The organism is Azoarcus sp. CIB, assembly GCF_001190925.1.
Classification (GTDB): domain Bacteria; phylum Pseudomonadota; class Gammaproteobacteria; order Burkholderiales; family Rhodocyclaceae; genus Aromatoleum.
Genome location: NZ_CP011072.1, coordinates 4,625,045 through 4,647,998 on the forward strand (window position 1 = coordinate 4,625,045; position 22,954 = coordinate 4,647,998).

The following is a 22,954-nucleotide window of genomic DNA, read 5'->3' on the forward strand; positions in this document are numbered from 1 at the left end:
CGACCTTAATTGTCAGGAACAATCACTTTATTGCTGCCAATCCCTCATTCCACCGTAACCGATTTCGCCAGGTTACGCGGCTTGTCCACATCGGTCCCCTTCACCAGGGCCGCATGGTAGGACAGTAACTGCAGCGGCACGACGTGCAGCACCGGCGACAGCATGCCGTAGTTCTCCGGCATCTGCAGGATGTGCACACCCTCCGACTCGGGGATCTCGCTGCCGGCATCGGCGAACACGTACAGCTCGCCGCCGCGCGCGCGCACTTCCTGCAGGTTGGATTTCAGTTTTTCCAGCAGCTCGTCGGCGGGGGCGACGGCGATCACCGGCATGTCCTTGTCGACCAGCGCCAGCGGGCCGTGCTTCAGCTCGCCGGCCGCGTAGGCCTCGGCGTGGATGTAGGAGATTTCCTTGAGCTTCAGCGCCCCTTCCATCGCGATCGGCCAATGCTGGCCGCGGCCGAGGAAAAGCGCGTGCTGCTTGCCGGCAAAGCGTTGCGCCCAGCGTTCGATCTCCGGTTCCAACTCGAGCACCTTCTGCACCGCAACCGGCAGGTGACGCAGCGCCGTCAGGTGGCGCACCTCCTCCGCTTCGGGCAGGCGGCCGGCGAGCTTGGCGAGCGACAGCGTGAGCAGCGCCAGCGCCGCGAGCTGCGTCGTGAAAGCCTTGGTGGATGCGACGCCGATCTCGGGGCCCGCGCGCGTGATGAAGCGCAGCGCCGCCTCGCGCACGATCGCCGACTCGGGCACGTTGCAGATCGCCAGGGTCCGCGCCATGCCTTGCGCCTTGGCGTGCTTGAGCGCCGCGAGCGTGTCGGCGGTCTCGCCGGACTGCGAGATCACGACCACCAGCGTGTCGGGGTTCGCGACCGATTCGCGGTAGCGATATTCGCTCGCGATCTCAACGCTGCACGGCACCTTCGCGATCGCCTCGATCCAGTAACGCGCGACCAGCCCGGCGTGGTAGCTCGTACCGCACGCCAGCACCAGCACGCGCCCGACGCCGCCCAGGAGCTCGGGCGCGTGGGTGCCGAACAGCTGCGGCGTGACCGAGCCGCCGCCGGCGATGATTTCGAGCGTGTTCGCCAGCGCCTGCGGCTGCTCGAAGATTTCCTTCTGCATGTAGTGACGGTACTGGCCCAGCTCGACCGCGTCGGCGGACAGGCTGGATACATGCGTTGCACGCTCGACGGGCGTGCCGTCGGGGCGTGCGATGCGGTAACCGTCGAGACGCAGTTCGGCGATGTCGCCATCCTCGAGATAGATCACCTTGCGCGTGACCTGCAGCAACGCCGACGTGTCGGAGGCCGCGTACATCCCGTCCTCGCCCACGCCCAGCAGCAGCGGCGCGCCGTGGCGTGAAACGATCACGCGCGAACGGTCGGTTTCGCTGATCACGCCGATCGCGTAGGCGCCGACGAGCTCGTTCGTGGCCTGCCGCACCGCCTCGAAGAGATCCGGCTGGCTGGCGAGCTTGCTGTGGATCAGGTGGGCGATCGCCTCGGTGTCGGTCTCCGAGACGAACTCGTAGCCCTGGGCCATCAGCCGCTGCTTGATGGCCTCGAAGTTCTCGATGATGCCGTTATGCACGACCGCCAGCCCCGCCGAAACGTGCGGGTGCGCGTTGCGCTCGGACGGCACGCCGTGCGTCGCCCAGCGCGTGTGCGCGATGCCGATGCCGGCGTCGAGCTTCTGTTCGTCGGCACGCGCCGCGAGTTCGGCGACGCGGCCGGCCGCGCGCACGCGCTGCAGCCCGCCGTTGAGCACGGCCAAGCCGGCGGAGTCGTAGCCGCGGTATTCGAGCTTGCGCAGGCCTTCGAGGAGGACGGGGACGACGTTCTTCGTCGCGATGGCAGTGACGATGCCGCACATGATGTTATCTCCGGCTTACTTCTTCTTCACCGGCCGCTTCCAGCCGACGATGGTGATCTGCTTGGCCCGCGACACGGTGAGCTGCTCCGGCGGGGCGTCCTTGGTCAGCGTCGTGCCCGCGCCCAGCGTCGCCCCGCGGCCGACGCGCACCGGCGCGACGAGCTGGGTATCGGAGCCGATAAACACGTCGTCCTCGATGATGGTGCGGAACTTGTTGGCGCCGTCGTAATTGCACGTAATCGTGCCCGCGCCGATGTTCACACGCTGGCCGACGTCCGCATCGCCGACATAGGCGAGGTGGTTGGCCTTCGAGTGGTCGGCGATCGCGCTGTTCTTGACCTCGACGAAGTTGCCCAGATGCACGTCGTCGCCCAGCGTCGTGCCGGGGCGCGTGCGCGCGTACGGCCCGATCACGCATTCGCGCCCGGTGACCGTGTCCTCGATGTGCGAGAAGGGTGCAATTCGGGTGCCCGCGCCGATGCGCGCGTTGCGGATCACGCAGTTCGCGCCGACGCGCACGTCGTCGCCGAGCTCGACGCGCCCCTCGAACACGCAACCGACATCGATCTCGACGTCGCGGCCGCATTCGAGCTCGCCGCGCACGTCGATGCGCGCCGGGTCGAGCACCGTCACGCCCGCGTCCATCAGGTTCTGGGCGATGTTGCGCTGGTGGATGCGTTCCAGTTCGGCAAGCTGCGGCTTGCTGTTCACGCCCAGCGTCTCCCACACCGCGTCCGGCTGCACCGTGACGATCTCGACGCCCTCGGCGACCGCCAAGCCGATGATGTCGGTCAGGTAGTACTCGCCCTGTGCGTTGTCGTTGCCGATGCGCCCGAGCCAGTCGCGCAGGCGAGCGACCGGCGCCACGAGGATGCCGGTATTGACTTCGCGCACGCGGCGCTGCTCGGCGCTGGCGTCCTTCTCCTCGACGATGCGCGTGACGCGGCCGTCGGCGTCGCGCAGGATGCGCCCGTAACCGGTGGGGTTGTCGAGTTCCACGGTCAGCAGCGCGAGCTTGCCGCTGCCGGCAGCGGTCTGCAGGCGACGCAGCGTCGGCGCGCCGATCAGCGGGACGTCGCCGTACAACACCAGCGCCATCTCGCCGTCGGTCAGCTCCGGCAGCGCCTGCTGCACCGCGTGCCCCGTGCCCAGCTGCGGCTCCTGCCGTGCCCAGCGCAGCGCCGCGTCCTGCATGCGCTCGCGCACCACCTCGCCGCCATGGCCGTACACGACGCAGATGCGCGACGCGTCCAGGGTGCGGGCAGCCCCGATCACATGCGCCAGCATCGGCCGCCCGGCGATCGGCTGCAGCACCTTGGGCAATACCGAACGCATGCGCTTGCCCTGCCCGGCCGCGAGAATCACTACTTCCATGAATGCCTCGTCCCTGTTCGAACAGCGGACGATTTTAGCATGCACCCCGAGCCGCCCCCGCGCGGCACACGGCACTGTCGCACGGATGGAACACGGATGCGGCAGCGCAAACAGGTTTTTACAGCGCAGCAGGCAAATCTCTGATAACGCGCCTAAAATGCAGTTTTTGCATCGCAACGGAAACACACCGACCATGGATCGCAACGTCACCGACCTCATCCAGAACCGCACCTTCGACGAGATCCAGGTGGGCGACCGCGCCCAGCTCGTCCGCACCTTGCGGCCCGACGACATCCACCTCTTCGCCGTCATGTCGGGCGACGTGAACCCGACCCACGTCGATACCGAATTCGCCCGCTCCAGCCAGTTCCGCGAAGTCGTCGGCCACAGCATGTGGGGCAGCACGCTGATCTCCACCATCCTCGGCACCGAATTCCCCGGCCCCGGCACCGTGTACGTCTCGCAAGGGCTCAACTTCCACCGCCCGATCACGATCGGCGACACGCTCACGATCACCGTCACCTGCCGCGAGAAGTTCGAGCACAACCATCACATCGTGCTCGACTGCCTCGCGCTCAACCAGGATGGCCTGAAGGTCATCGACGGCGTCGCCGAGGTGCAGGCCCCGACCGAGAAGATCAAGCGCGCCCGCATCCACCTCCCCGAAGTCACGATCTCGGACCGCGAACTGCGCTACGGCCACCTGTTGTCGATCACCGCGGGCAAGGCGCCGATTCCGATCGCCGTCGTCCACCCCTGCGATGCCGAGTCGCTGCGCGGCCCGATCCAGGCCGCCCAGGCAGGCCTCGTCATTCCGGTGCTGGTCGGTCCGGAGACGAAGATTCGCGCAGTCGCCGAGCAGGAAGGCATCGACCTGCACGGCGTGCGCATCATCGACGTCGCGCACAGCCACGAGGCGGCCGAAACCGCCGTCACGCTGGCGCGCGAGGGCCAGGTCGAAGCCCTGATGAAGGGCTCGCTGCACACCGACGAGCTGATGAGCGCCGTCATCTCCAAGGCAGGCGGGCTGCGCACTTCGCGCCGCATCAGCCACGTGTTCATGGCCGATGTGCCGACCTACCCGCACCCGCTGCTGATCACCGACGCCGCGATCAACATCGAGCCCACCCTCGAGGACAAGGTCGACATCATCCAGAACGCGATCGACCTCGCCCACGTCATGGGCCTGCCCGAACCCAAGGTCGCGATCCTCTCCGCGGTCGAGACCGTCACGTCGAAGATCCGCTCGACCATCGATGCCGCCGCGCTGTGCAAGATGGCCGACCGCGGCCAGATCAAGGGCGGCCTCCTCGACGGCCCCCTCGCCTTCGACAACGCCGTGTCGCTCGTTGCCGCCAAGACCAAGGGCATCCGCTCGCTGGTCGCCGGCAACGCCGACATCCTCGTCGTGCCCGACCTCGAGTCCGGCAACATGGTCGCCAAGCAGCTCGAATACCTTGCCAACGCCTTGATGGCCGGCGTGGTGCTCGGCGCGCGCGTACCCATCGTGCTGACCAGCCGTGCCGACACTGCCGAAACGCGCGCCGCCTCGTGCGCGATCGCCCAGCTCATGGCGCACAAGAAGCGCGAGGCGCGTCTCGCATGAAGTCGGTCCTCGTCATCAACGCGGGTTCCAGCAGCCTCAAGTTCGCGCTTTTCCCGATCGAACCGGAACTCGCCCGCAACCCCGCCCTATCCGGACAGATCGAAGGCATCGGCGCCACGCCGCAGCTGTCCGCCAAGGACGCCGACGGCAACCGCTATCAGGAATCGGTGCTGACCGGCGGCAGCCAGGGCGAACAGCACAAAGACTCGCTCAACCACCTGTTCCGCTGGCTGAGCGCGCACAATCCCGATCTCGACATCGTCGCTGCAGGACACCGCATCGTGCACGGCGGCGAGCTCCACAGCGCACCGGTGGTGCTCAACGAGTCGGTGCTTCGCGACCTCGAAGGCTTCATCCCGCTCGCCCCGCTGCACCAGCCGCACAACCTGCGCGCCGTGCGCGCCGTCGCAGCGCTGATCCCGGAGATTCCGCAGGTCGGCTGCTTCGACACCGCGTTCCATCGCACACAGTCCCCGCTTGCCCAGGCCTTCGCCCTGCCGCGCGCGATCAGCGCCGAGGGCGTCAAGCGCTACGGTTTCCACGGACTATCCTACGACTACGTCGCGCGCCAGCTCCCCGAGGTCATCGGCGAACGCGCGAACGGCGCAGTGCTGATCGCCCATCTGGGCAACGGCGCGTCGATGTGCGCGCTGCGCGAGGGCCGCAGCGTCGCCACGACGATGGGCTTCACCGCCGTCGAGGGTCTGATGATGGGCACGCGCACCGGTAGCCTGGATCCCGGCGTGCTGCTCTACCTGATGGAACAGAAGGGCATGAACGCCAAGACCCTGACCAACCTGCTGTACAAGGAATCCGGCCTCCTCGGCGTCTCCGGCATCAGCCAGGACATGCGCACCCTGCTCGCATCCGATGCCCGCGAGGCGCGGGAAGCGGTCGATCTGTTCTGCTACCGCATCGCCCGCGAAATCGGCTCGCTCGCCGCCGCGGCCGGCGGTCTCGATGCACTCGTGTTCACGGGCGGGATAGGCGAGCACGCCGCGCCGGTCCGCGCCCAGGTCGCGAAGCTCTCCGCCTGGCTGGGCGTCGCCATCGACCCGGAAGCGAACGACGTGCACGCGCTGCGTATCGACGCCCCCGACAGCCGCGTAGCCGTCGCCGTCGTCCCGACCAACGAGGAAGGCATGATCGCCCACTACACGCTGGAGCGGCTGGCGCACCACTAAGTCGATAAATTCCCCGCCGCGTCGATAGCAGGTCCCTTCCCCTTCAAGGGGAAGGACAGGATGGGGATGGGTTTCGGCGACGGCTGCTTAACCCATCCCCACCCCAACCCTCCCCTTGACCGGGAGGGAGTGGCCGCGCCGCTCAACGCTGCAAGCAGAAAAAAAGGGCGACCCGCGGATCGCCCTTTTTCATTTCATCTGCTGAAAGTGGCTCAGCGCGGCAGAACCGTCTCGCCCATCAGGAACTGGTCCACCTCGCGCGCGCACTGACGACCTTCCCTGATCGCCCACACGACCAGCGACTGCCCCCGGCGCACGTCGCCGGCAGCAAACACCTTCGGCGCGCTGGTCGCATAGCAGCCGGCACCGTCGGTCGTCGCCTTGGCGTTGCCGCGCGCATCCTTCTCGACGCCGAAGGCCTCGAGCAGCTTGCCCAGCGGGTTCGTGAAGCCCATCGCGAAGAAGACGAGATCGGCCTTCACCTCGAATTCCGAGCCCGCGACCTCCGACATGCGGCCGTCCTTCCACTCGAGACGCACCGCCTTCAGGCCGGTGACCTTGCCGTCCTTGCCGAAGAACTCCTTCGTCGCGACGGCGAAATCGCGCTCGCAACCTTCCTCATGCGACGAGGAGGTGCGCATCTTGATCGGCCAGTACGGCCAGGTCAGCGCCTTGTTCTCCTGCTCGGGCGGCATCGGCATCAGTTCGAACTGGGTCACGCTGGCCGCACCGTGGCGGTTCGACGTGCCGACACAGTCGGAACCGGTGTCACCGCCGCCGATCACGACCACGTGCTTGCCTTCGGCCGAAATCGGGTTCGGGCCGTCACCGGCCACCGCCTTGTTCTGCGGAATCAGGAACTCCAGCGCGAAATGCACTCCGGCAAGTTCGCGGCCCGGCACGGGCAGATCGCGCGGCACTTCCGACCCCGCGGCGAGGACAACGGCGTCGAAGTCCTTCTGCAGTGCTTCTGCGCTGACGAATTCCGTCGCATCGTTGGCGATGCCGGGCTCCGTCGCCTCGGCCCCGACGATCACGCCGGTACGGAAGCGCACCCCCTCGGCCTCCATCTGCGCCATGCGCCGATCGATCAGGCCCTTCTCCATCTTGAAGTCGGGGATACCATAACGCAGCAAACCGCCGATGCGGCTGCTCTTCTCGAACACCGTCACGTCATGGCCGACGCGCGCGAGCTGCTGCGCGGCGGCGAGGCCCGCGGGCCCGGAACCGACGACGGCGATCTTCTTGCCGGTCTTCTCCGCTGCCGGACGCGGCTGCACCCAGCCCTCTTCCCACGCCTTGTCGATGATCGCGTGCTCGATCGACTTGATGCCAACGGCGTCGGCGTTGATGTTCAGCGTGCACGCCGCCTCGCACGGAGCGGGGCAGATGCGGCCGGTGAACTCGGGGAAATTGTTGGTCGAGTGCAGGACCTCGATCGCTTCCTTCCACTGGCCGCGATACACCAGATCATTCCAGTCCGGAATGATGTTGTTGACGGGACAGCCGTTGTTGCAGAACGGGATGCCGCAATCCATGCAGCGCGCACCCTGGACCGCCGCCTGCTCGTCGCTGAGACGAAGCACGAACTCCTTGTACTTCTTCAGGCGCTCGGCAACCGGCTCGTAGGCCTCCGACAGACGCTGATACTCCAGAAATCCGGTGGGCTTGCCCATTTTTACGCGGCCTCCAGTTGCTTCTGCTTCTGCGCGGCCATCTCGGCCAGCGCACGACGATATTCATTCGGCATCACCTTGACGAACTTGCAGCGCCAGGCGGTCCAGTTTTCGATGATTTCGCGGGCACGCGCGCTGCCCGTGTAACGGGCGTGACGCTCGATCAGACCCTTCAGGATGAGCTCGTCGCCCATCTCAAGGTGGTCGATGTCCACACGACCGTGCGACTCGAGATCGTCGCCGGACTCGGAGCCCTTGCGCGCCTCGATCTCCTCGGGCACCGGCTCTAGGGCGACCTGCGCCATGTTGCAGCGCTGTTCGAACGTCCCGTCCTCGTCCAGCACGTAAGCCACGCCGCCCGACATACCGGCCGCGAAGTTGCGCCCGGTCTGGCCGAGGACGACGACCGTGCCGCCCGTCATGTACTCGCAACCGTGGTCGCCCACACCCTCGACGACGGCGGTAGCGCCGGAGTTGCGCACCGCAAAACGCTCGCCGCCCACGCCCGAGAAGTAGGCTTCGCCCTCGATCGCACCGTACAGCACGGTGTTGCCAATGATGATGTTCTCGGTCGATGCGCCGCGGAAGGACGCCTGCGGGCGCACGATCACGCGACCACCCGACAAGCCCTTGGCGACGTAGTCGTTGCCTTCGCCGACGAGTTCCAGGGTCACGCCGCGCGCTGCGAAGGCCGCGAAGCTCTGGCCCGCCGTACCGGTCAGGGTCACGTGGATCGCATCGTCGGGCAGACCGGCGTGGCCGTACTTCTCGGCGACACGCCCGGACAGCATCGCGCCGACCGTACGGTTGATGTTGCGCACCGGCAACTCGATGCGGACCGGCTCGCCGCGCTCGAGTGCGGGCTTCGCCAGATCGATGAGCTGGTTGTCGAGCGCCTTTTCGAGGCCGTGCTCCTGCACCTCCACATGACGCTTCGCCACGCTCGCGGCGACCTTCGGGCGATGGAAGATGCGGCTGTAGTCGAGACCGCGCGCCTTCCAGTGCTCGATGCCCTTCTTCATGTCCAGCAGTTCCGGGCGGCCGATCAGGTCGTCGAACTTGCGAATGCCGATCTGCGCCATCAGCTCGCGCACCTCCTCGGCAACGAAGAAGAAGTAGTTTACGACGTGCTCGGGCTGGCCGGTGAAGCGCTTCCTGAGCTCCGGATCCTGCGTCGCGACGCCGACCGGGCAGGTGTTCAGATGACACTTGCGCATCATGATGCAGCCTTCGACGACCAACGGCGCGGTCGCGAAACCGAACTCGTCCGCACCCAGCAGCGCGCCGATGACGACGTCGCGTCCGGTCTTCATCTGGCCGTCGACCTGCACGCGGATGCGGCTGCGCAGGCTGTTCAGCACCAGGGTCTGCTGCGTCTCGGCGAGACCCAGCTCCCACGGGCTGCCGGCGTGCTTGATCGACGACCACGGCGAAGCGCCGGTGCCGCCGTCGTGACCGGCGATCACCACGTGATCCGCCTTCGCCTTGGCGACACCCGCCGCAACCGTGCCGACGCCGATCTCGGACACCAGCTTGACCGAGATCGACGCAGCCGGCTGGGCGTTCTTCAGGTCGTGGATCAGCTGGGCGAGGTCCTCGATCGAGTAGATGTCATGGTGCGGCGGCGGCGAGATCAGGCCGACGCCCGGCACCGAGTGGCGCAGGAAGCCGATGTACTCGCTGACCTTGTGACCGGGCAGCTGGCCGCCCTCGCCGGGCTTCGCACCCTGCGCCATCTTGATCTGGATCTGGTCGGCGTTGACCAGGTACTCGGTCGTCACGCCGAAACGGCCCGACGCGACCTGCTTGATCGCCGAACGCAGGCTGTCGCCGGCCTTCAGCTCGAGATCGCGCGCGATGCGGTTCTCGCCGACGATCTGCGACAGGCGCATCGCCTGCGTGATCGGCTTGAAGCGCATCGGGTCCTCGCCGCCTTCGCCGGTGTTCGACTTGCCGCCGATGCGGTTCATCGCCACGGCCAGCGTCGTGTGCGCCTCGGTGGAGATCGAACCGAGCGACATCGCGCCTGTCGCGAAGCGCTTGACGATCTCCTTCGCGGACTCGACTTCCTCGAGCGGAACCGGCGGGCCGGCAGGTTTGATCTCGAACAGGCCGCGCAGCGTCATGTGGCGCTTGGTCTGGTCGTTGATCAGCTTCGCGTATTCCTTGTAGGTATCGGCCTTGCCCGAGCGCGTCGCATGCTGCAGCTTGGCGATCGATTCCGGCGTCCACATGTGTTCGTCGCCACGCACGCGGAAGGCGTAGTCGCCACCAGCTTCGAGCATATCGACCAGCACCGGGTCGTTGCTGAAGGCCTTGCGGTGCAGGCGGATGGCTTCGTCCATCACCTCGAACACGCCCATACCCTCGACCTGGCTGGTCGTGCCGGTGAAGTAGCGGTCGCACAGCGACTGCTTCAGGCCGACCGCCTCGAAGATCTGCGCGCCGGTGTAGGACATGTAGGTCGAGATGCCCATCTTGGACATGACCTTCATCAGGCCCTTGCCGACCGCCTTGACGAAATGCTTGATCGCCTTCGCGCCGGCCTCACTATCACCGGCGATTTGCTGCAGCGTCTCCATCGCCACGTAAGGATGGACCGCCTCGGCGCCATAACCGGCCAGCACGGCGAAGTGATGCACTTCACGTGCGGTACCGGTCTCGACGACCAGACCGGCGCGCGTGCGCAGGCCCTTCGACACGAGGTGCTGATGCACGGCGGAGGTCGCCAGCAGCGCGGGGATCGCGACCTTCTCGGCGTCGATCTTGCGATCGGACACGATCAGGATGTTGTAGCCCTGCAGCACGGCATCCTCGGCCTCGGCGCACAAGGTCGCCAGACGCGCCTCGACGCCTTCCTTGCCCCATGCGACCGGATAGCACGCATCCAGCTCGGCCGAGCGGAACCGGCTGTCTGCGTAACGCGCGATGTTGCGGATCTTCGCCATGTCGTCGAAGTCCAGCACCGGCTGCGTCACTTCGAGGCGATACGGCGGGTTGATCTCGTTGATCTCGAGCAGGTTCGGACGCGGGCCGATGAAGGACACCAGCGACATCACCAGCTGCTCGCGGATCGGGTCGATCGGCGGGTTCGTCACCTGCGCGAACAGCTGACGGAAGTAGTTGTAGAGCGGCTTTTCCTTCGCCGACAGCACGGCCAGCGGCGAATCGTTGCCCATCGAGCCGGTCGCCTCCTCGCCCGTCTTGCCCATCGGCTCGAGGATGAACTTGAGGTCTTCCTGCGTGTAGCCGAAGGCCTGTTGGCGATCCAGCAACGAAGCGCCGGGCTGCGCCACGGCGACACCTTCCGGCACCGGCAGGTCGTCGAACTTGATGTTGATGCGACGAATCCACTCGCGATAGGGCTTCGCCTGGGCGAGCGACTCCTTCAGCTCACGGTCGTCGATGATGCGTCCCTGCTCCAGGTCGATCATGAACATCTTGCCCGGCTGCAGGCGCCACTTCTTGACGATCTTGCTGTCGGGGATCGGCAGCACGCCCGACTCCGAAGCCATCACCACGAGGTCGTCGTCGGTCACGAGGTAACGCGCCGGACGCAGGCCATTACGATCGAGCGTCGCGCCGATCTGTCGGCCGTCGGTGAAGGCGACCGCAGCGGGGCCGTCCCACGGCTCCATCATCGCCGCGTGGTATTCGTAGAAGGCGCGGCGCTTCTCGTCCATCAGCGTGTGCGACTCCCACGCCTCGGGGATCATCATCATCACCGCGTGGGCGAGCGAGTAGCCGCTCATCACGAGCAGCTCGAGTGCGTTGTCGAACGAGGCCGAATCGGACTGGCCCGGGTAGATCAGCGGCCAGATCTTCTGGAGGTCATCACCCAGCAGCGGCGAATGCGTGCCCTTTTCGCGCGCGCGCATCCAATTGTAGTTGCCGCGCAGCGTGTTGATCTCGCCGTTGTGGGCGATGTAGCGGAACGGATGGGCCAGGTCCCACTTCGGGAAGGTGTTCGTCGAAAAGCGCTGGTGCACGAGCGCGAGTGCCGACACCGTGCGCACATCGGCGAGGTCGCAGTAGTACTCGCCAACCTGCGTCGCGAGCAGCAGGCCCTTGTAGTTCACGGTGCGAGCCGACATCGACACCATGTAGAATTCCTTGCCGTGCTTGAGCTCCAGCGCGTTGATCGCGTTGGCCGCGCGGCGACGGATCACGTACAGCTTGCGCTCGAGCGCGTCGGTCACGGTGACGGTCGGGCCGCGACCGATGAAGACCTGGCGCATCACCGGCTCCTTGGCCTTCACCGCCGGCGACATCGGCATCTCGCGGTTCACCGGGATGTCACGCCAGCCGAGCACGACCTGGCCTTCGGCGCGCACCGCGCGGCCGATTTCTTCCTCACACGCGAGGCGCGACGCCTGCTCCTTCGGCAGGAACACCATGCCGACGCCATATTCACCGACCGGCGGCAGGTCGATACCCTGCTTCGCCATCTCCTCGCGGTACAACGCATCCGGAATCTGGATCAGGATCCCGGCCCCGTCACCCTGCAACTCATCAGCGCCGACCGCGCCCCGATGATCGAGATTCTTCAGAATCTCCAGCCCCTGGCTGACGATTGCATGACTCTTGACGCCCTTGATATGGGCGACGAAGCCCACACCACAGGCGTCATGTTCATTTGTCGGGTCGTACAGACCCTGCTTCTGGGGGAGATCCATCACGTTCTTCCTCGACACAACACGTTTGCCGGCCAAAAACCGGCGTTGATCGGGCAACGGCAGCGCCGCATGCAAATAACGCACCAAAGTTGTGCAGGCGTCAAAAAGAGCCGGGTGCACGCGCACACCGGCTCCATTCGGCCAGCGCTCGACGCACGGCCACTGCTTACCTTTCAGGCGGACTTCGGAATATACCCCCGCGAAACCCGTGTTTCAAGATTTTTTTGCGGCGCGGTAAGCCTATGATGCCTCAATGAATTTCGCCGACGGCGAAGAGCCGGCGATGCTCTTTCATCGCGTAGCGGTCGGTCATTCCGGCGATATAGTCGGCGATTGCGCGTGGCGTGTCGGCGCGTGCACGCATCTGATATTGCGGCGGAAGAAGGCGGGGATCGCTCATGAAGGCGCCGAACAGATCCTGGATGATGCGCCGCGCCTTGTCCGTCATGCGCAGCACCTGGTAGTGCGCGTAGAGGTTCTGCCGCAGGAACGCCTTCAGCTCGCGCAGGCGCGGCGCGAGCTCCTCCGAATACGCCACCAGTCGCCCGGCGTGACGCACATCCGCGAGGGACTGCACACCCGCACCGACGATGTTCGCCCGCGTCGTGGCGATGAGGTCGAGCGCCATCTCGTTGATCATGCGCCGAATCGTCTCGTGGATCAGCCGGCGCCCTCCAAGACCCGGCCAGCGGGCCTCCGCATCCCGGCGCGCATCCGCGAACACTGCGACCTCGTCGAGCTGTTCCAGGGTGATCAGCCCGGAACGCAGACCGTCATCGACATCGTGGTTGTTGTACGCGATCTCGTCGGCCAGATTGGTGAGCTGCGCCTCCAACGAAGGCTGATGACCGTCGAGGAAGCGCTGCCCCAGTTCGCCCAACTCCTTGGCACGCTCGCGCGAGCAGTGCTTCAGGATCCCCTCGCGCGTCTCGTAACACAGGTTCAGGCCGTCGAAGGCGGCGTAGTGCTCCTCGAGAACATCGACAGTTCGCAGGGACTGCAGATTGTGCTCGAACCCGCCGTACGCCTTCATGCAGGCATTGAGGGCGTCCTGACCCGCATGCCCGAACGGGGTGTGCCCCAGGTCATGGGCGAGCGCGATCGCCTCGACCAGATCCTCGTTGAGCTGCAGCGTCCGTGCCACGCTGCGCGAAATCTGGGCCACCTCGATGCTATGCGTCAGGCGCGTGCGGAACAGGTCACCCTCGTGATTGACGAAGACCTGCGTCTTGTATTCGAGCCGCCGGAACGAGTTCGAATGCACGATGCGGTCGCGGTCGCGCTGGAACTCGCTGCGAATGCCGGGCGAGGGCTCGGAATGAACCCTCCCACGCGAATTCGCCTCGGTCACCGCCCAGTGAGCGAGCGCCATCATGCGCAGCGCGCTTCGATGGCTGCGGCGATCGCTTCGTGCGTTGCATCGGCATGGATGACCGCCCTGCCGATGCCGCGTAGCAGTATCAGCCGCAGCCGCCCGGCCTCCACCTTCTTGTCGTGCGCCATCAGCTCCAGATAGCGTGCAGCACCAAGTTGCGGGCCGTGCACCGGCAACCCGGCGCGCCTGTGCAGCGCCTCGATGCGCGCGACATCGCCAACGCTCAACCACCCCAGGCGGGCCGACAGTTCCGCGGCCATCATCGTTCCCGCCGCCACGGCCTCGCCGTGCAGCCACGCCCCGTAGCCCATGCCGGTTTCGATCGCATGGCCGAAGGTATGCCCGAGATTCAGGAGCGCGCGCTCCCCTTGCTCGGTTTCGTCCGCCGCAACGACGACCGCCTTGTTCGTGCATGAACGCTCTATCGCAAAGGCCAGCGCCTCGGGCTCACGCGCGACCAGGCGCTCGATGTTCGACTCCAGCCAGTCGAAGAACTCCGGATCGCGGATCAAGCCGTACTTGATAACTTCCGCGAGACCTGCGGCCAGTTCGCGTGCCGGCAGGGTGTCCAGCGTTCCGGTATCGGCCAGCACCAGTTTAGGCTGATAGAACGCGCCGATCATGTTCTTGCCGAGCGGATGGTTGATCGCCGTCTTTCCACCCACCGACGAGTCGACCTGCGACAGCAGCGTCGTCGGAATCTGGATGAACGGCACGCCGCGCTGGTAGGTCGCGGCCGCAAATCCGGTCATGTCGCCGATGACGCCGCCCCCCAGGGCAAGGAGGGTCGTCGAGCGCTCGCAGCGCTCAGCCAGGAGCATGTCGAAGATCCGGCTGAGGGTCGACCAATCCTTGTGCGCCTCGCCATCGGACAGCGTCACGGCATGCACCTGCACGCCGCGATGGCGCAGCCCGGCCTGCAGCGGATCGAGGTAAAGCGGGCCGACGACGTCGTTGGTGACGATCGCGACGCGCGGCGTCCTGAGGAAAGGGAGGATCAGCGACGGATCGCTGAGCAGGCCGCGGCCGATATGGATCGGATAAGCGCGGTCGCCAAGTGCCACATTGAGGGTACGCATGTCACTTCTTGAAGTTTTCGATGGCCTTCTCGATCACGCGCACCATCCCGCCTGGATTGCCGCGACCGCCATCGACGATGATGTCCGCGACGGAACGGTACAGCGGATCGCGTTCGCGATAGAGGCTCTCGATGCGTTCGCGCGGGTTGGGCACCTGCAGCAGCGGACGGTTGCGGTCGTGCCGGGTCCGCTCCCACAGGACGGGTGTCGGTACGTTCAGGTACACGACGACACCCCGCTCCGACATCATCGCGCGGTTGTCGGGATTGAGGACGACCCCGCCGCCGGTCGCCAGCACGAGGTCGGATTCCTGCGTCAGCTCGTCGATGAGCTGAGTTTCGCGCCGCCTGAAACCTTCCTCGCCTTCGATCTCGAAGATCGTGGAGACCTTGACCCCCGTACGAGCCTCGATCTCGTGATCGCAATCGACGAAGCGCATGCGATGACGCCGGGCATACTCACGACCTACCGTGGTCTTCCCGGCGCCCATCAAGCCAACCAGAATCACTAACACCAAACCGGCATCCGATACGTAATGCCAGCAACTATACAGCAGGCGAACGAGCCTGCGCGCGTGCCGATCACTTCAGCGTCAGGGTGTCCGAGACGATGCGCGGCGTCAGGAAAACCAGCAGCTCGCGACGCGCCGACTGCGTATTCGTCGAGCGGAACAGGGCGCCGAGGTAAGGGATCTCGCCGAGCAGCGGCACACGGTTTACCGTAGTGGTCTCCTCTTCCTCGAATACGCCACCGATCACCACCGTTCCGCCATTCTCGACCATCACTTCGGTCGTCACGCTCTTCTTGTCGATCGGCGGATTGCCGAGGATGCTGCGCGAGAAATCCGCCCTGTCCTTGCTCACTTCCACCTTCAGCTGGACGCGCCCATCCGGCGTGATGCTCGGGCGCACCTTCAGCATCAGCACGGCATCCTTGAAGCTGACGGTCGGCGGCTCGGTGCCGCTCGAGGGCGTGACGTAGGGAATCTCCTGGCCCTGCTTGATCGTCGCCTCGACCTGGTTGGCCGTGAGGATGCGCGGGCTCGACACGACACGGCCGCGACCGTCCGATTCGAGGGCTGCCAGCTCGAGGTTCAGGAAGCGCGTCAGCGAACGGTTGAACAGGGTCAGGTTCAGAGCGCCGAACGGGTTGGTCGGGAGGAAGCCGTTGCCACTCACCGCATTTTCGCCCACGCGATGAATGATCGTATTGATCGGCGAATCCGGATCCGTGCTGATCTCGCCCGTCTGGGAGTTGAAGTTGCCGAACTCGGACGAACCGAAGCCGATCTTTGCCCCCTCACCGAGGTTCTTCGACTTGCGATCCCCGTAACCCAGACGCACGCCGAGATCGCGGGCGAAATCCTTGTTCGCCTCGACGACCCGCGCCTCGATCATGACCTGGCGCGGCGGGATGTCGATATCCTTGATGAGGCTCGCAAGGGCCGCCAAGCGGCTCGAGACATCGGTGACGAACAGCCGATTACTCCGCTCGTCGACGACGACGCTGCCACGCTTCGACAGCATCGTCTGATCCTTGCTCTTCAGGAAATCGAAGATTTCCTTCGACTTGTGATAATTGATCTGGAAGCTTTCGGTCTGCAGCGGTTCCAGATCGCCGATCTGCGCCTTCGCTTCGAGCTGCAGCTTCTCGCGCGTCGCGAGCTCCTCGCCCGGAGCAATCCAGATGACGTTACCCGACTTGCGCATGTCCAGGCCCTTGGCCTGCAGGATGATGTCGAGGGCCTGGTCCCACGGCACGTCCTTGAGGCGCAGCGTCAGGTTGCCCTGCACCGAGTCGCTGGTGATGATGTTGAAGTTGGTGAAATCGGCGATGACCTGCAGCACCGAACGGACGTCGATGTTCTGGAAATTCAGCGAGAGCTTCTCGCCCTTGTACTGGCCGCGCCCAGCCCCCTGGACCAGCTTGTTCGGATCCTCGACGACGCGGCGCACCTCGAGCACGAACTGGTTGTCGCTCTGGTAGGCGTTGTGCTCCCACTTGCCGTTGGGCGTCACCTGCAGGCGGACGTTGTCGCCCTGCTGCTGCGCGGTCATCGACGTCACCGGGGTGGCGAAGTCGGTGACATCCGAGCGGCGACGCAGATGCTCGGGCAAGGAGGTCTTCAGGAACTCGACGACCAGGCCACCACCCTGCTGACGGATGTCGATGCCTGCGTCGGGACTGGAGAGCTGCACGACCACCCGCCCCTCGCCATCCTTGCCGCGGCGGAAATTGATGTCGCGGATGCTGCTGCCCTCGGCGACCGCATCACGTTTCGGCGCGGCGAAATTGGCCATCGCCTGCGAGACCTGCGTCGTGGTGGCGCCCGAAGGCGCCGCGGCGCCGAGCGAGATGATGACGGTACGCCCCTCGATGCGCGATTCGAAGGGAGTGACTTTGGTGACGTTCAGGACGAGGCGCGTGCGGTCGCCGGACTGGACGATGTTCGCGCTGCGCAGGTCGCCCTGGTCGATTTCCTGCACGCTGCGGCCCAAGCCGTTGATCGTGCCGGGAAAATCGAATGCGATCCGCGCGGGGTTCGCAACGCTGAAACTCGCCGGGGGCGCGGCGAGGGGCTCCTTGAGCGTGAGCTTCAGCAGCACGGAACCACCCTGCTGGGAAACCTCGAGGTCTTCGATGCGGTTCGTCGCGGCCTGGCTTTGCGACGACGCAGCCTGCGCAAGGACGGCGGGCGCAGGAACAGCCAGGGTGAACGCCGCACACAGCAGCGCAATCATGCGTTTGTGATTCATTTCCGTGCCTCCTGCTGCTCCTGCAGCAGCAATGTGCTGATGCGCTCGACCCAATCGCCGTTCATGTCTTCAACCAGCTCTTTCAGGGTGACTTCCGACTCCGAGATCGCCGTCACCAGTCCGAAATTCTGGCCCATGTAGTTGCCGACCTTGACTTGGTGCAGGTTCTGGTCGGCGCGTACCAGAGCGTGCACCTTTCGGTTCTGCGTGAGCACCCCGACCAGTTGCAGGGATTCGAGCGGATAGGCCTCGAGAGGCTCGCGCCTGCGATCGAGGTCGGGGCCGCCACGGCGGGTGGTTTTCGTTTCGGGCTCGATGCGGCTCATCACGAAGGGGTCGGCAGCGCCTTCCGCTTCATACTTCACGACCGGGACCGGCTTGATCTCGGGCAGGGGCTTGATCGTTCCGGTCATCCCCTTTTCCTGCTCGGTCATCCACCCCTGGATGTCCTCCTGATCGCCTGCACAGGCGGTGAGGACAAGGGCGCTTGCAAGTATCAGAAGGCGTTTCATGGCTCTCTCACTTGCCTCCCTTTGTCTTTGCGGCCTTCTCCTGCTGGCGCTTCTGCGCGAGCTCCTCTTCGTCGAGGTAGCGATACGTGACCGCCTTCGCTTCCAGCTTGAGGCCGCCATCCTTCTGGGTTTCGATCGCGACGTTGTCCAGGGTCACGATCCGGGACATGCGGGCAACGTCTTCGGCGAACGCGCCAAGGTCGTTGTAGGCCCCGACGATGCGCACATCGATCGGCATCTCGGCATAGAAGTCCTTGACCGATTCAGAGCCTGGCTTGAAGAGTTCGAACTGCAATCCGCGGCCGACGCCAGCCTGGTTGATGTCGGAGAGCAACGAGTCCATTTCCGCGCGATTCGGAAGCTGCTTCAGCAGCGCGCCGAACTGGCGGTCGGTCTCTTCGAGCTGAAGCTTGTACGCATCCAGATTCACGGCAAGCTTCTTCTTCGTCACCCAGTCGTCGCGCAGTTGCACCTCTTCGGCCTCGCGCTGTTCGAGGAGCGCCACCTGATCGCGCCAGTCGAACCACCATGCGAGAGCGAGGACCGCAACCAGCAACGCGACGAACACCGCGATGCGCGGCGCCAGCGGCCACGCGCCGGGGTCGTTGGGATCGAGGCCCTTGAAATCCTGCGAGAGACGCTCGAAATCGATGCCTTGGAGTTTGCCGACATTCATTTCCTGGCCCCTTGATCGCCTTCGGCCTTGGGCCCTTCGATACCGATGTTGAGGGCGAAATCGCTGACCCGCCGCTTGTTCACGGATGCCGCTTTGATCTCGACCAACCCCGGGTTGGCAAGGTAGGGCGATTCGTCGAGGCTGCGCATCAGCGCCGAAACGCGCGAATTGGACTGCGAGTAGCCGAGCAGGGCAATCTTCGGGCCGGTCTGCTTGATGGAGCGCAGATACACACCGTCGGGCACGCGGCGCGCGAACTCGTTCATGACATTCACCGCCTGGCCCCGCGTGGTCTGCAGGGACTCGATAACCTGCTTGCGCGCGAGCAGGGCATCGATCTGTTCACGCAGACGCTTGATTTCGGCGATCTGCACGTCCAGCTTGGTGATCTCGGACTTGAGGAAATCGTTGCGGCGTTCCTGACGCTCGACGTAGCCGGCGATGACTGTATGCACGACCAGCGCGACCAGCAGGCCGGCAACGACCATCGCGGCGGACACGACAAAGAACTGCTGGCGTCGTTCACGGCGCTTGAGTTCGCGATGGGGCAGCAGGTTGATTCGAATCATGAATCGAATCTCCGGAGCGCCAGTCCGCAGGCAACCATCAGCGACGGTGCATCGGCCAGCAGGTTCTTGGGTCGCACGCGCGACGACATCGACATCCCGACGAAGGGATTCGCGACGATGGACGGGACCTGGGTACGGCCGGCCACCACGTCGGAGAGACCGGGCATGACCGAGCAGCCGCCCGCGAGGACGATGTGGTCGACCTGGTTGTACTGTGTCGAGGTGAAGAAGAACTGCAGCGCCCGCGACACTTCGAGGGCCAGGCTATCCATGAAGGGCCGCATCAGGTCGCGCTCGTAGTCCTCGGGCAGGCCGCCCGCACGTTTCGCGGCCTCGGCGTCCTCGACACTCATGCCGTACTGGCGCGCGATTTCCTGCGTGAGCTGCATGCCGCCGAACGCCTGTTCGCGCGCATAGAGCTGCTGACCATTGCGCAGGACGCTGACGTTCATGACGTTAGCGCCGATGTCGATCACCGCGACGATCTTGTCGGCGCCGCCGCCCGGGAGCTGCCTTGCGACGAGTTCGAAGGCCGCTTCTGCCGCGAAGGACTCGACGTCCATCACCGCGGCCTTGAGGCCGGCGGATTCGACTACAGCGACGCGGTCCTCGACCTTTTCCTTGCGCGATGCGGCGATCAGGACCTCGACCTCTTCGGGGCTGCCCGGCGAGGGGCCGACCACCTGGAAGTCGAGATTGACTTCGTCCAAGGCAAAGGGAATGTACTGACTGGCCTCCGACTCGACCTGGAGTTCCATTTCCTGGTCGCGCAGACCGCCCGGCAGAATCATCTTCTTGGTGATCACGGCCGAAGCAGGAAGCGCGACGGCGACCTGTTTGATGCCCCCGCCCATGCGGCGCACGGCACGCATCACGGCGTCGCTGACACCTTCGAGGTTGGCGATATTGCCGTCGACGACGGCGTCACGCGGCAGGGATTCGATGGCGTACCGCTCCATGCGGTACGCACCCTTTTCGCCCTCTGACAGCTCGACCATCTTCACCGATGAAGATGAGATATCGAGGCCGACCAGCTGGCGTGCCTTGGGGCGAAATAGGGAGAAGTCCATCACAAAGAAAACCCTTAAATTTCTTTATGTTAGGCGCCGAAACTGAATAAGCTTCTGAGATGCTAGCAACAAAGTGTTGCGAGTGCAAACACAGACGGCGGCAGATGCTTTGGAGGCACCGGGTGCGCAAACGTATAATTGCGCTCCCGTCCTCCCTCTATGGATTCCCGATGCGCTGGGTCTTTTATCCCCTCGCGGCACTCATCGCTCTTGTCATTCTCGGCGCGGCAACCATTGCGGCAGTCTCTGCATTCGCATGGCCGAACCTGCCTTCGCTGGACGTTCTGACCGATTACCGCCCGAAGATTCCGCTGCGAGTATACACGTCAGATGGGTATTTACTCGGGGAATTCGGCGAGGAGCGGCGGGTCGTCGTGGCCATGGACGAAGTCCCGACGATTCTCAAGCAGGCCATCCTCGCCGCCGAGGACGAGCGCTTCTACGAACACCCCGGAATCGATGTGATCGGGATCGCGCGCGCCGCGCTCGCGAACGTGGTGTCGGGCGGACGCGGCCAGGGCGCGTCGACAATCACGATGCAGGTGGCGCGCAATTTCTTCCTGACGCGCGAGAAGACCTTCAACCGCAAGCTTTACGAAATTCTCCTTGCATTGCGCATCGAGCGCAGCCTGAGCAAGGATCAGATCTTCGAGCTTTACATCAACCAGATTTTCCTCGGTCAGCGCTCGTACGGATTCTCGGCCGCGGCACGCGCCTACTTCGACAAGCCGCTGAAGGACATCACGGTGGCCGAAGCGGCCATGCTCGCGGGGCTGCCGAAAGCGCCGTCTGCCTACAACCCGATCGCGAACCCGCGCCGGGCGATCCAGCGCCAGCATTACGTGCTGCGCCGCATGGTCGAAGCCGGCTTCATCGACGAGAAGACCTTCGAGACGGCCCGCGCGGAACCGCTCGTGCTGGCGAACGGGCGTTCGGCATCGAGTCCCCTGCGCGGCGACTTCGTTGCGGAGATGGCGCGCCAGCTGGCGGTCGAACAGTTTGGCGATCAGGCCTACGATTCGGGCATCCGCGTGATCACCACGGTGACGCGCGACGAGCAGCAGGCCGCCTACAAGGCCGTCCGCCAGGGAGTGATGGATTACGACCGGCGGCACGGTTACCGCGGCCCCGAGAGCTTTGTCGACCTGAACGGCGTGAAGGCGAACGACGAAGAGCGGCTCGACGAGTTGCTCTCGGACGTCGCCGACTACGATGACCTGATCGCCGCGCTGGTTCTCGAGGCGTCACCAAAATCGGTCACTGTCTATCGCCACGGCGAAGTCTCGAAGATCACCGGCGGGGGACTGGCCTTTGCGGCCCCGATGCTCAACGAACGGGCCCCGCAGGCACGCAAGGTGCGGCGCGGGGCGATCGTGCGCCTCCGCGACCTCGGCGAGAAGGGCTGGGAAATCGCGCAGCTGCCGGACGTGGAAGCGGCACTGATCGCGGTTGACTCGAAGACGGGTGCGGTTCGGGCACTCATCGGCGGCTTCGATTTCAATCGCAGCAAGTTCAATCACGTGACCCAGGCGCTACGCCAGCCGGGATCGAGCTTCAAGCCCTTCATCTATTCGGCGGCGCTCGAACGCGGTTTCTCGCCGAGCAGCGTCGAAGAGGACGGGCCGCTGTTCTTCCCGGCCGGGATCACCGGCAGCAAGGACTGGGAGCCGAAGAACTACGATGGCAAGTACGAAGGACCGATGACGCTACGCGAGGGGCTGGCACGATCGAAGAACATGATCTCGATCCGGGTGTTGCGCTCGATCACACCCGAGTACGCGCAGGACTACATCACGCGCTTCGGTTTCGATGCAGCCCAGCACCCGCCCTATCTGACGATGGCGCTCGGCGCCGGCATGGCGACGCCGTGGCAGATGGCGACCGGCTACGCCGTGTTCGCGAACGGCGGTTACCGCGTCGAACCGTATGTCGTGAAAGAGATGATCGATGGCCAGGGGCATGTCGTCGCCAAGGTGGACCCACCCGTCGCGGGAGAGAGCGCGCCACGCGTGATCGATCCGCGCAACGCGTGGCTGATGACCTCGATGATGCAGGACGTGGTCCGGCGCGGTACGGCAACGCGGGCGCTGACCCTCAAACGCGGCGAACTCGCCGGCAAGACGGGAACGACCAACGACTACGTGGACGCCTGGTTCGCCGGCTTCCACCCGGATCTGGTTGCCGTGAGCTGGATGGGGCACGACCAACCGCGCAATCTGGGACGCGGCGAGACCGGCGGTTCGGCCGCCCTGCCGATGTGGGTGAATTTCATGCGCACCGCGCTGAAGACCCTGCCGGAGAAGTCCCCGGCCCGCCCTGACGGGCTGGTCGCCGTCCATACGGGTTCGGGCCGCGACGAGTTCGTCTATCGCGAGAATGTCCCGTCCGAACCGTTCATGCTCCCGACGGAGACGGAGAACTTGCCCCTACCGGCCGAGGCTCCGGACGAGGCGCTGCCCCAGATTCGCCCGACGGCGGCCCCGGCCCCCGTGGTTGAGCGCACTCCGATACCGGTGCGGCGCCCGTAGGA

General features: G+C 65.2%; 15 protein-coding genes. 3 read left to right on the top strand and 12 right to left on the bottom strand.

The genetic code is table 11. From position 1 onward, the window contains the following. Nucleotides 1-44: 44 nt before the first annotated feature. Nucleotides 45-1,871 (bottom strand): glutamine--fructose-6-phosphate transaminase (isomerizing), encoded by a 1,827-nt coding sequence (glmS, locus tag AzCIB_RS20770; protein ID WP_050417640.1) that lies wholly within the window; start codon nucleotides 1,869-1,871, stop codon nucleotides 45-47. Nucleotides 1,872-1,886: 15 nt separating this feature from the next. After that, nucleotides 1,887-3,245, bottom strand: a complete 1,359-nt coding sequence (gene glmU, locus AzCIB_RS20775; protein WP_050417641.1) for a bifunctional UDP-N-acetylglucosamine diphosphorylase/glucosamine-1-phosphate N-acetyltransferase GlmU — start codon at nucleotides 3,243-3,245, stop codon at nucleotides 1,887-1,889. A gap of 193 nt (nucleotides 3,246-3,438) precedes the next feature. On the opposite strand from glmU, the gene AzCIB_RS20780 reads away from it, so the two are divergent. Further along, nucleotides 3,439-4,851, top strand: coding sequence for a bifunctional enoyl-CoA hydratase/phosphate acetyltransferase (locus tag AzCIB_RS20780; protein WP_050417642.1), 1,413 nt, complete (start codon nucleotides 3,439-3,441; stop codon nucleotides 4,849-4,851). Then, a complete protein-coding gene (locus tag AzCIB_RS20785; protein WP_050417643.1) occupies nucleotides 4,848-6,035 on the top strand; it encodes an acetate/propionate family kinase in 1,188 nt (395 codons plus the stop codon). The genes AzCIB_RS20780 and AzCIB_RS20785 overlap by 4 nt, the downstream gene beginning before the upstream one ends. Before the next feature lie 212 nt (nucleotides 6,036-6,247). Here AzCIB_RS20785 and AzCIB_RS20790 read toward each other — a convergent pair whose 3' ends face one another. The 10 genes from AzCIB_RS20790 to AzCIB_RS20835 form a co-directional block, all read right to left on the bottom strand. Then, the gene (locus tag AzCIB_RS20790; protein WP_050417644.1) at nucleotides 6,248-7,711 is read right to left on the bottom strand and encodes a glutamate synthase subunit beta; all 1,464 of its coding nucleotides are present in this window, start codon (nucleotides 7,709-7,711) and stop codon (nucleotides 6,248-6,250) included. A 2-nt stretch (nucleotides 7,712-7,713) separates the two neighbouring features. Beyond that, entirely contained in the window at nucleotides 7,714-12,387 is a 4,674-nt protein-coding gene (locus AzCIB_RS20795; protein ID WP_050417645.1) for a glutamate synthase-related protein, read from the bottom strand. Nucleotides 12,388-12,637: 250 nt separating this feature from the next. Beyond that, the gene (locus AzCIB_RS20800; protein WP_050417646.1) at nucleotides 12,638-13,762 is read right to left on the bottom strand and encodes a deoxyguanosinetriphosphate triphosphohydrolase; all 1,125 of its coding nucleotides are present in this window, start codon (nucleotides 13,760-13,762) and stop codon (nucleotides 12,638-12,640) included. Next, complete coding sequence (aroB, locus tag AzCIB_RS20805) at nucleotides 13,759-14,841, bottom strand: 3-dehydroquinate synthase (RefSeq protein WP_050417647.1); 1,083 nt, start codon at nucleotides 14,839-14,841, stop codon at nucleotides 13,759-13,761. The genes AzCIB_RS20800 and aroB overlap by 4 nt, the downstream gene beginning before the upstream one ends. A 1-nt stretch (nucleotide 14,842) precedes the next feature. After that, on the bottom strand, nucleotides 14,843-15,331 hold the full coding sequence (locus AzCIB_RS20810; protein ID WP_050417648.1) for a shikimate kinase: 489 nt from the start codon (nucleotides 15,329-15,331) through the stop codon (nucleotides 14,843-14,845). Nucleotides 15,332-15,422: 91 nt separating this feature from the next. Continuing rightward, nucleotides 15,423-17,597 (bottom strand): type IV pilus secretin PilQ, encoded by a 2,175-nt coding sequence (locus tag AzCIB_RS20815; RefSeq protein WP_050417649.1) that lies wholly within the window; start codon nucleotides 17,595-17,597, stop codon nucleotides 15,423-15,425. Beyond that, on the bottom strand, nucleotides 17,594-18,109 hold the full coding sequence (locus AzCIB_RS20820; RefSeq protein WP_050417650.1) for a pilus assembly protein PilP: 516 nt from the start codon (nucleotides 18,107-18,109) through the stop codon (nucleotides 17,594-17,596). The genes AzCIB_RS20815 and AzCIB_RS20820 overlap by 4 nt, the downstream gene beginning before the upstream one ends. Nucleotides 18,110-18,116: 7 nt before the next feature. After that, nucleotides 18,117-18,785, bottom strand: coding sequence for a type IV pilus inner membrane component PilO (locus AzCIB_RS20825; RefSeq protein ID WP_050417651.1), 669 nt, complete (start codon nucleotides 18,783-18,785; stop codon nucleotides 18,117-18,119). Then, a complete protein-coding gene (locus tag AzCIB_RS20830) occupies nucleotides 18,782-19,354 on the bottom strand; it encodes a PilN domain-containing protein (protein WP_050417652.1) in 573 nt (190 codons plus the stop codon). The genes AzCIB_RS20825 and AzCIB_RS20830 overlap by 4 nt, the downstream gene beginning before the upstream one ends. Continuing rightward, nucleotides 19,351-20,424 (bottom strand): pilus assembly protein PilM, encoded by a 1,074-nt coding sequence (locus tag AzCIB_RS20835; protein ID WP_050417653.1) that lies wholly within the window; start codon nucleotides 20,422-20,424, stop codon nucleotides 19,351-19,353. The genes AzCIB_RS20830 and AzCIB_RS20835 overlap by 4 nt, the downstream gene beginning before the upstream one ends. A 170-nt stretch (nucleotides 20,425-20,594) precedes the next feature. Between AzCIB_RS20835 and AzCIB_RS20840 the strand changes: the two genes are divergently transcribed. Beyond that, nucleotides 20,595-22,952 carry a penicillin-binding protein 1A gene (locus AzCIB_RS20840; protein WP_050417654.1) on the top strand — a complete coding sequence of 786 codons (2,358 nt, stop codon included), beginning with the start codon at nucleotides 20,595-20,597 and terminating at the stop codon, nucleotides 22,950-22,952. Nucleotides 22,953-22,954 lie beyond the last annotated feature (2 nt).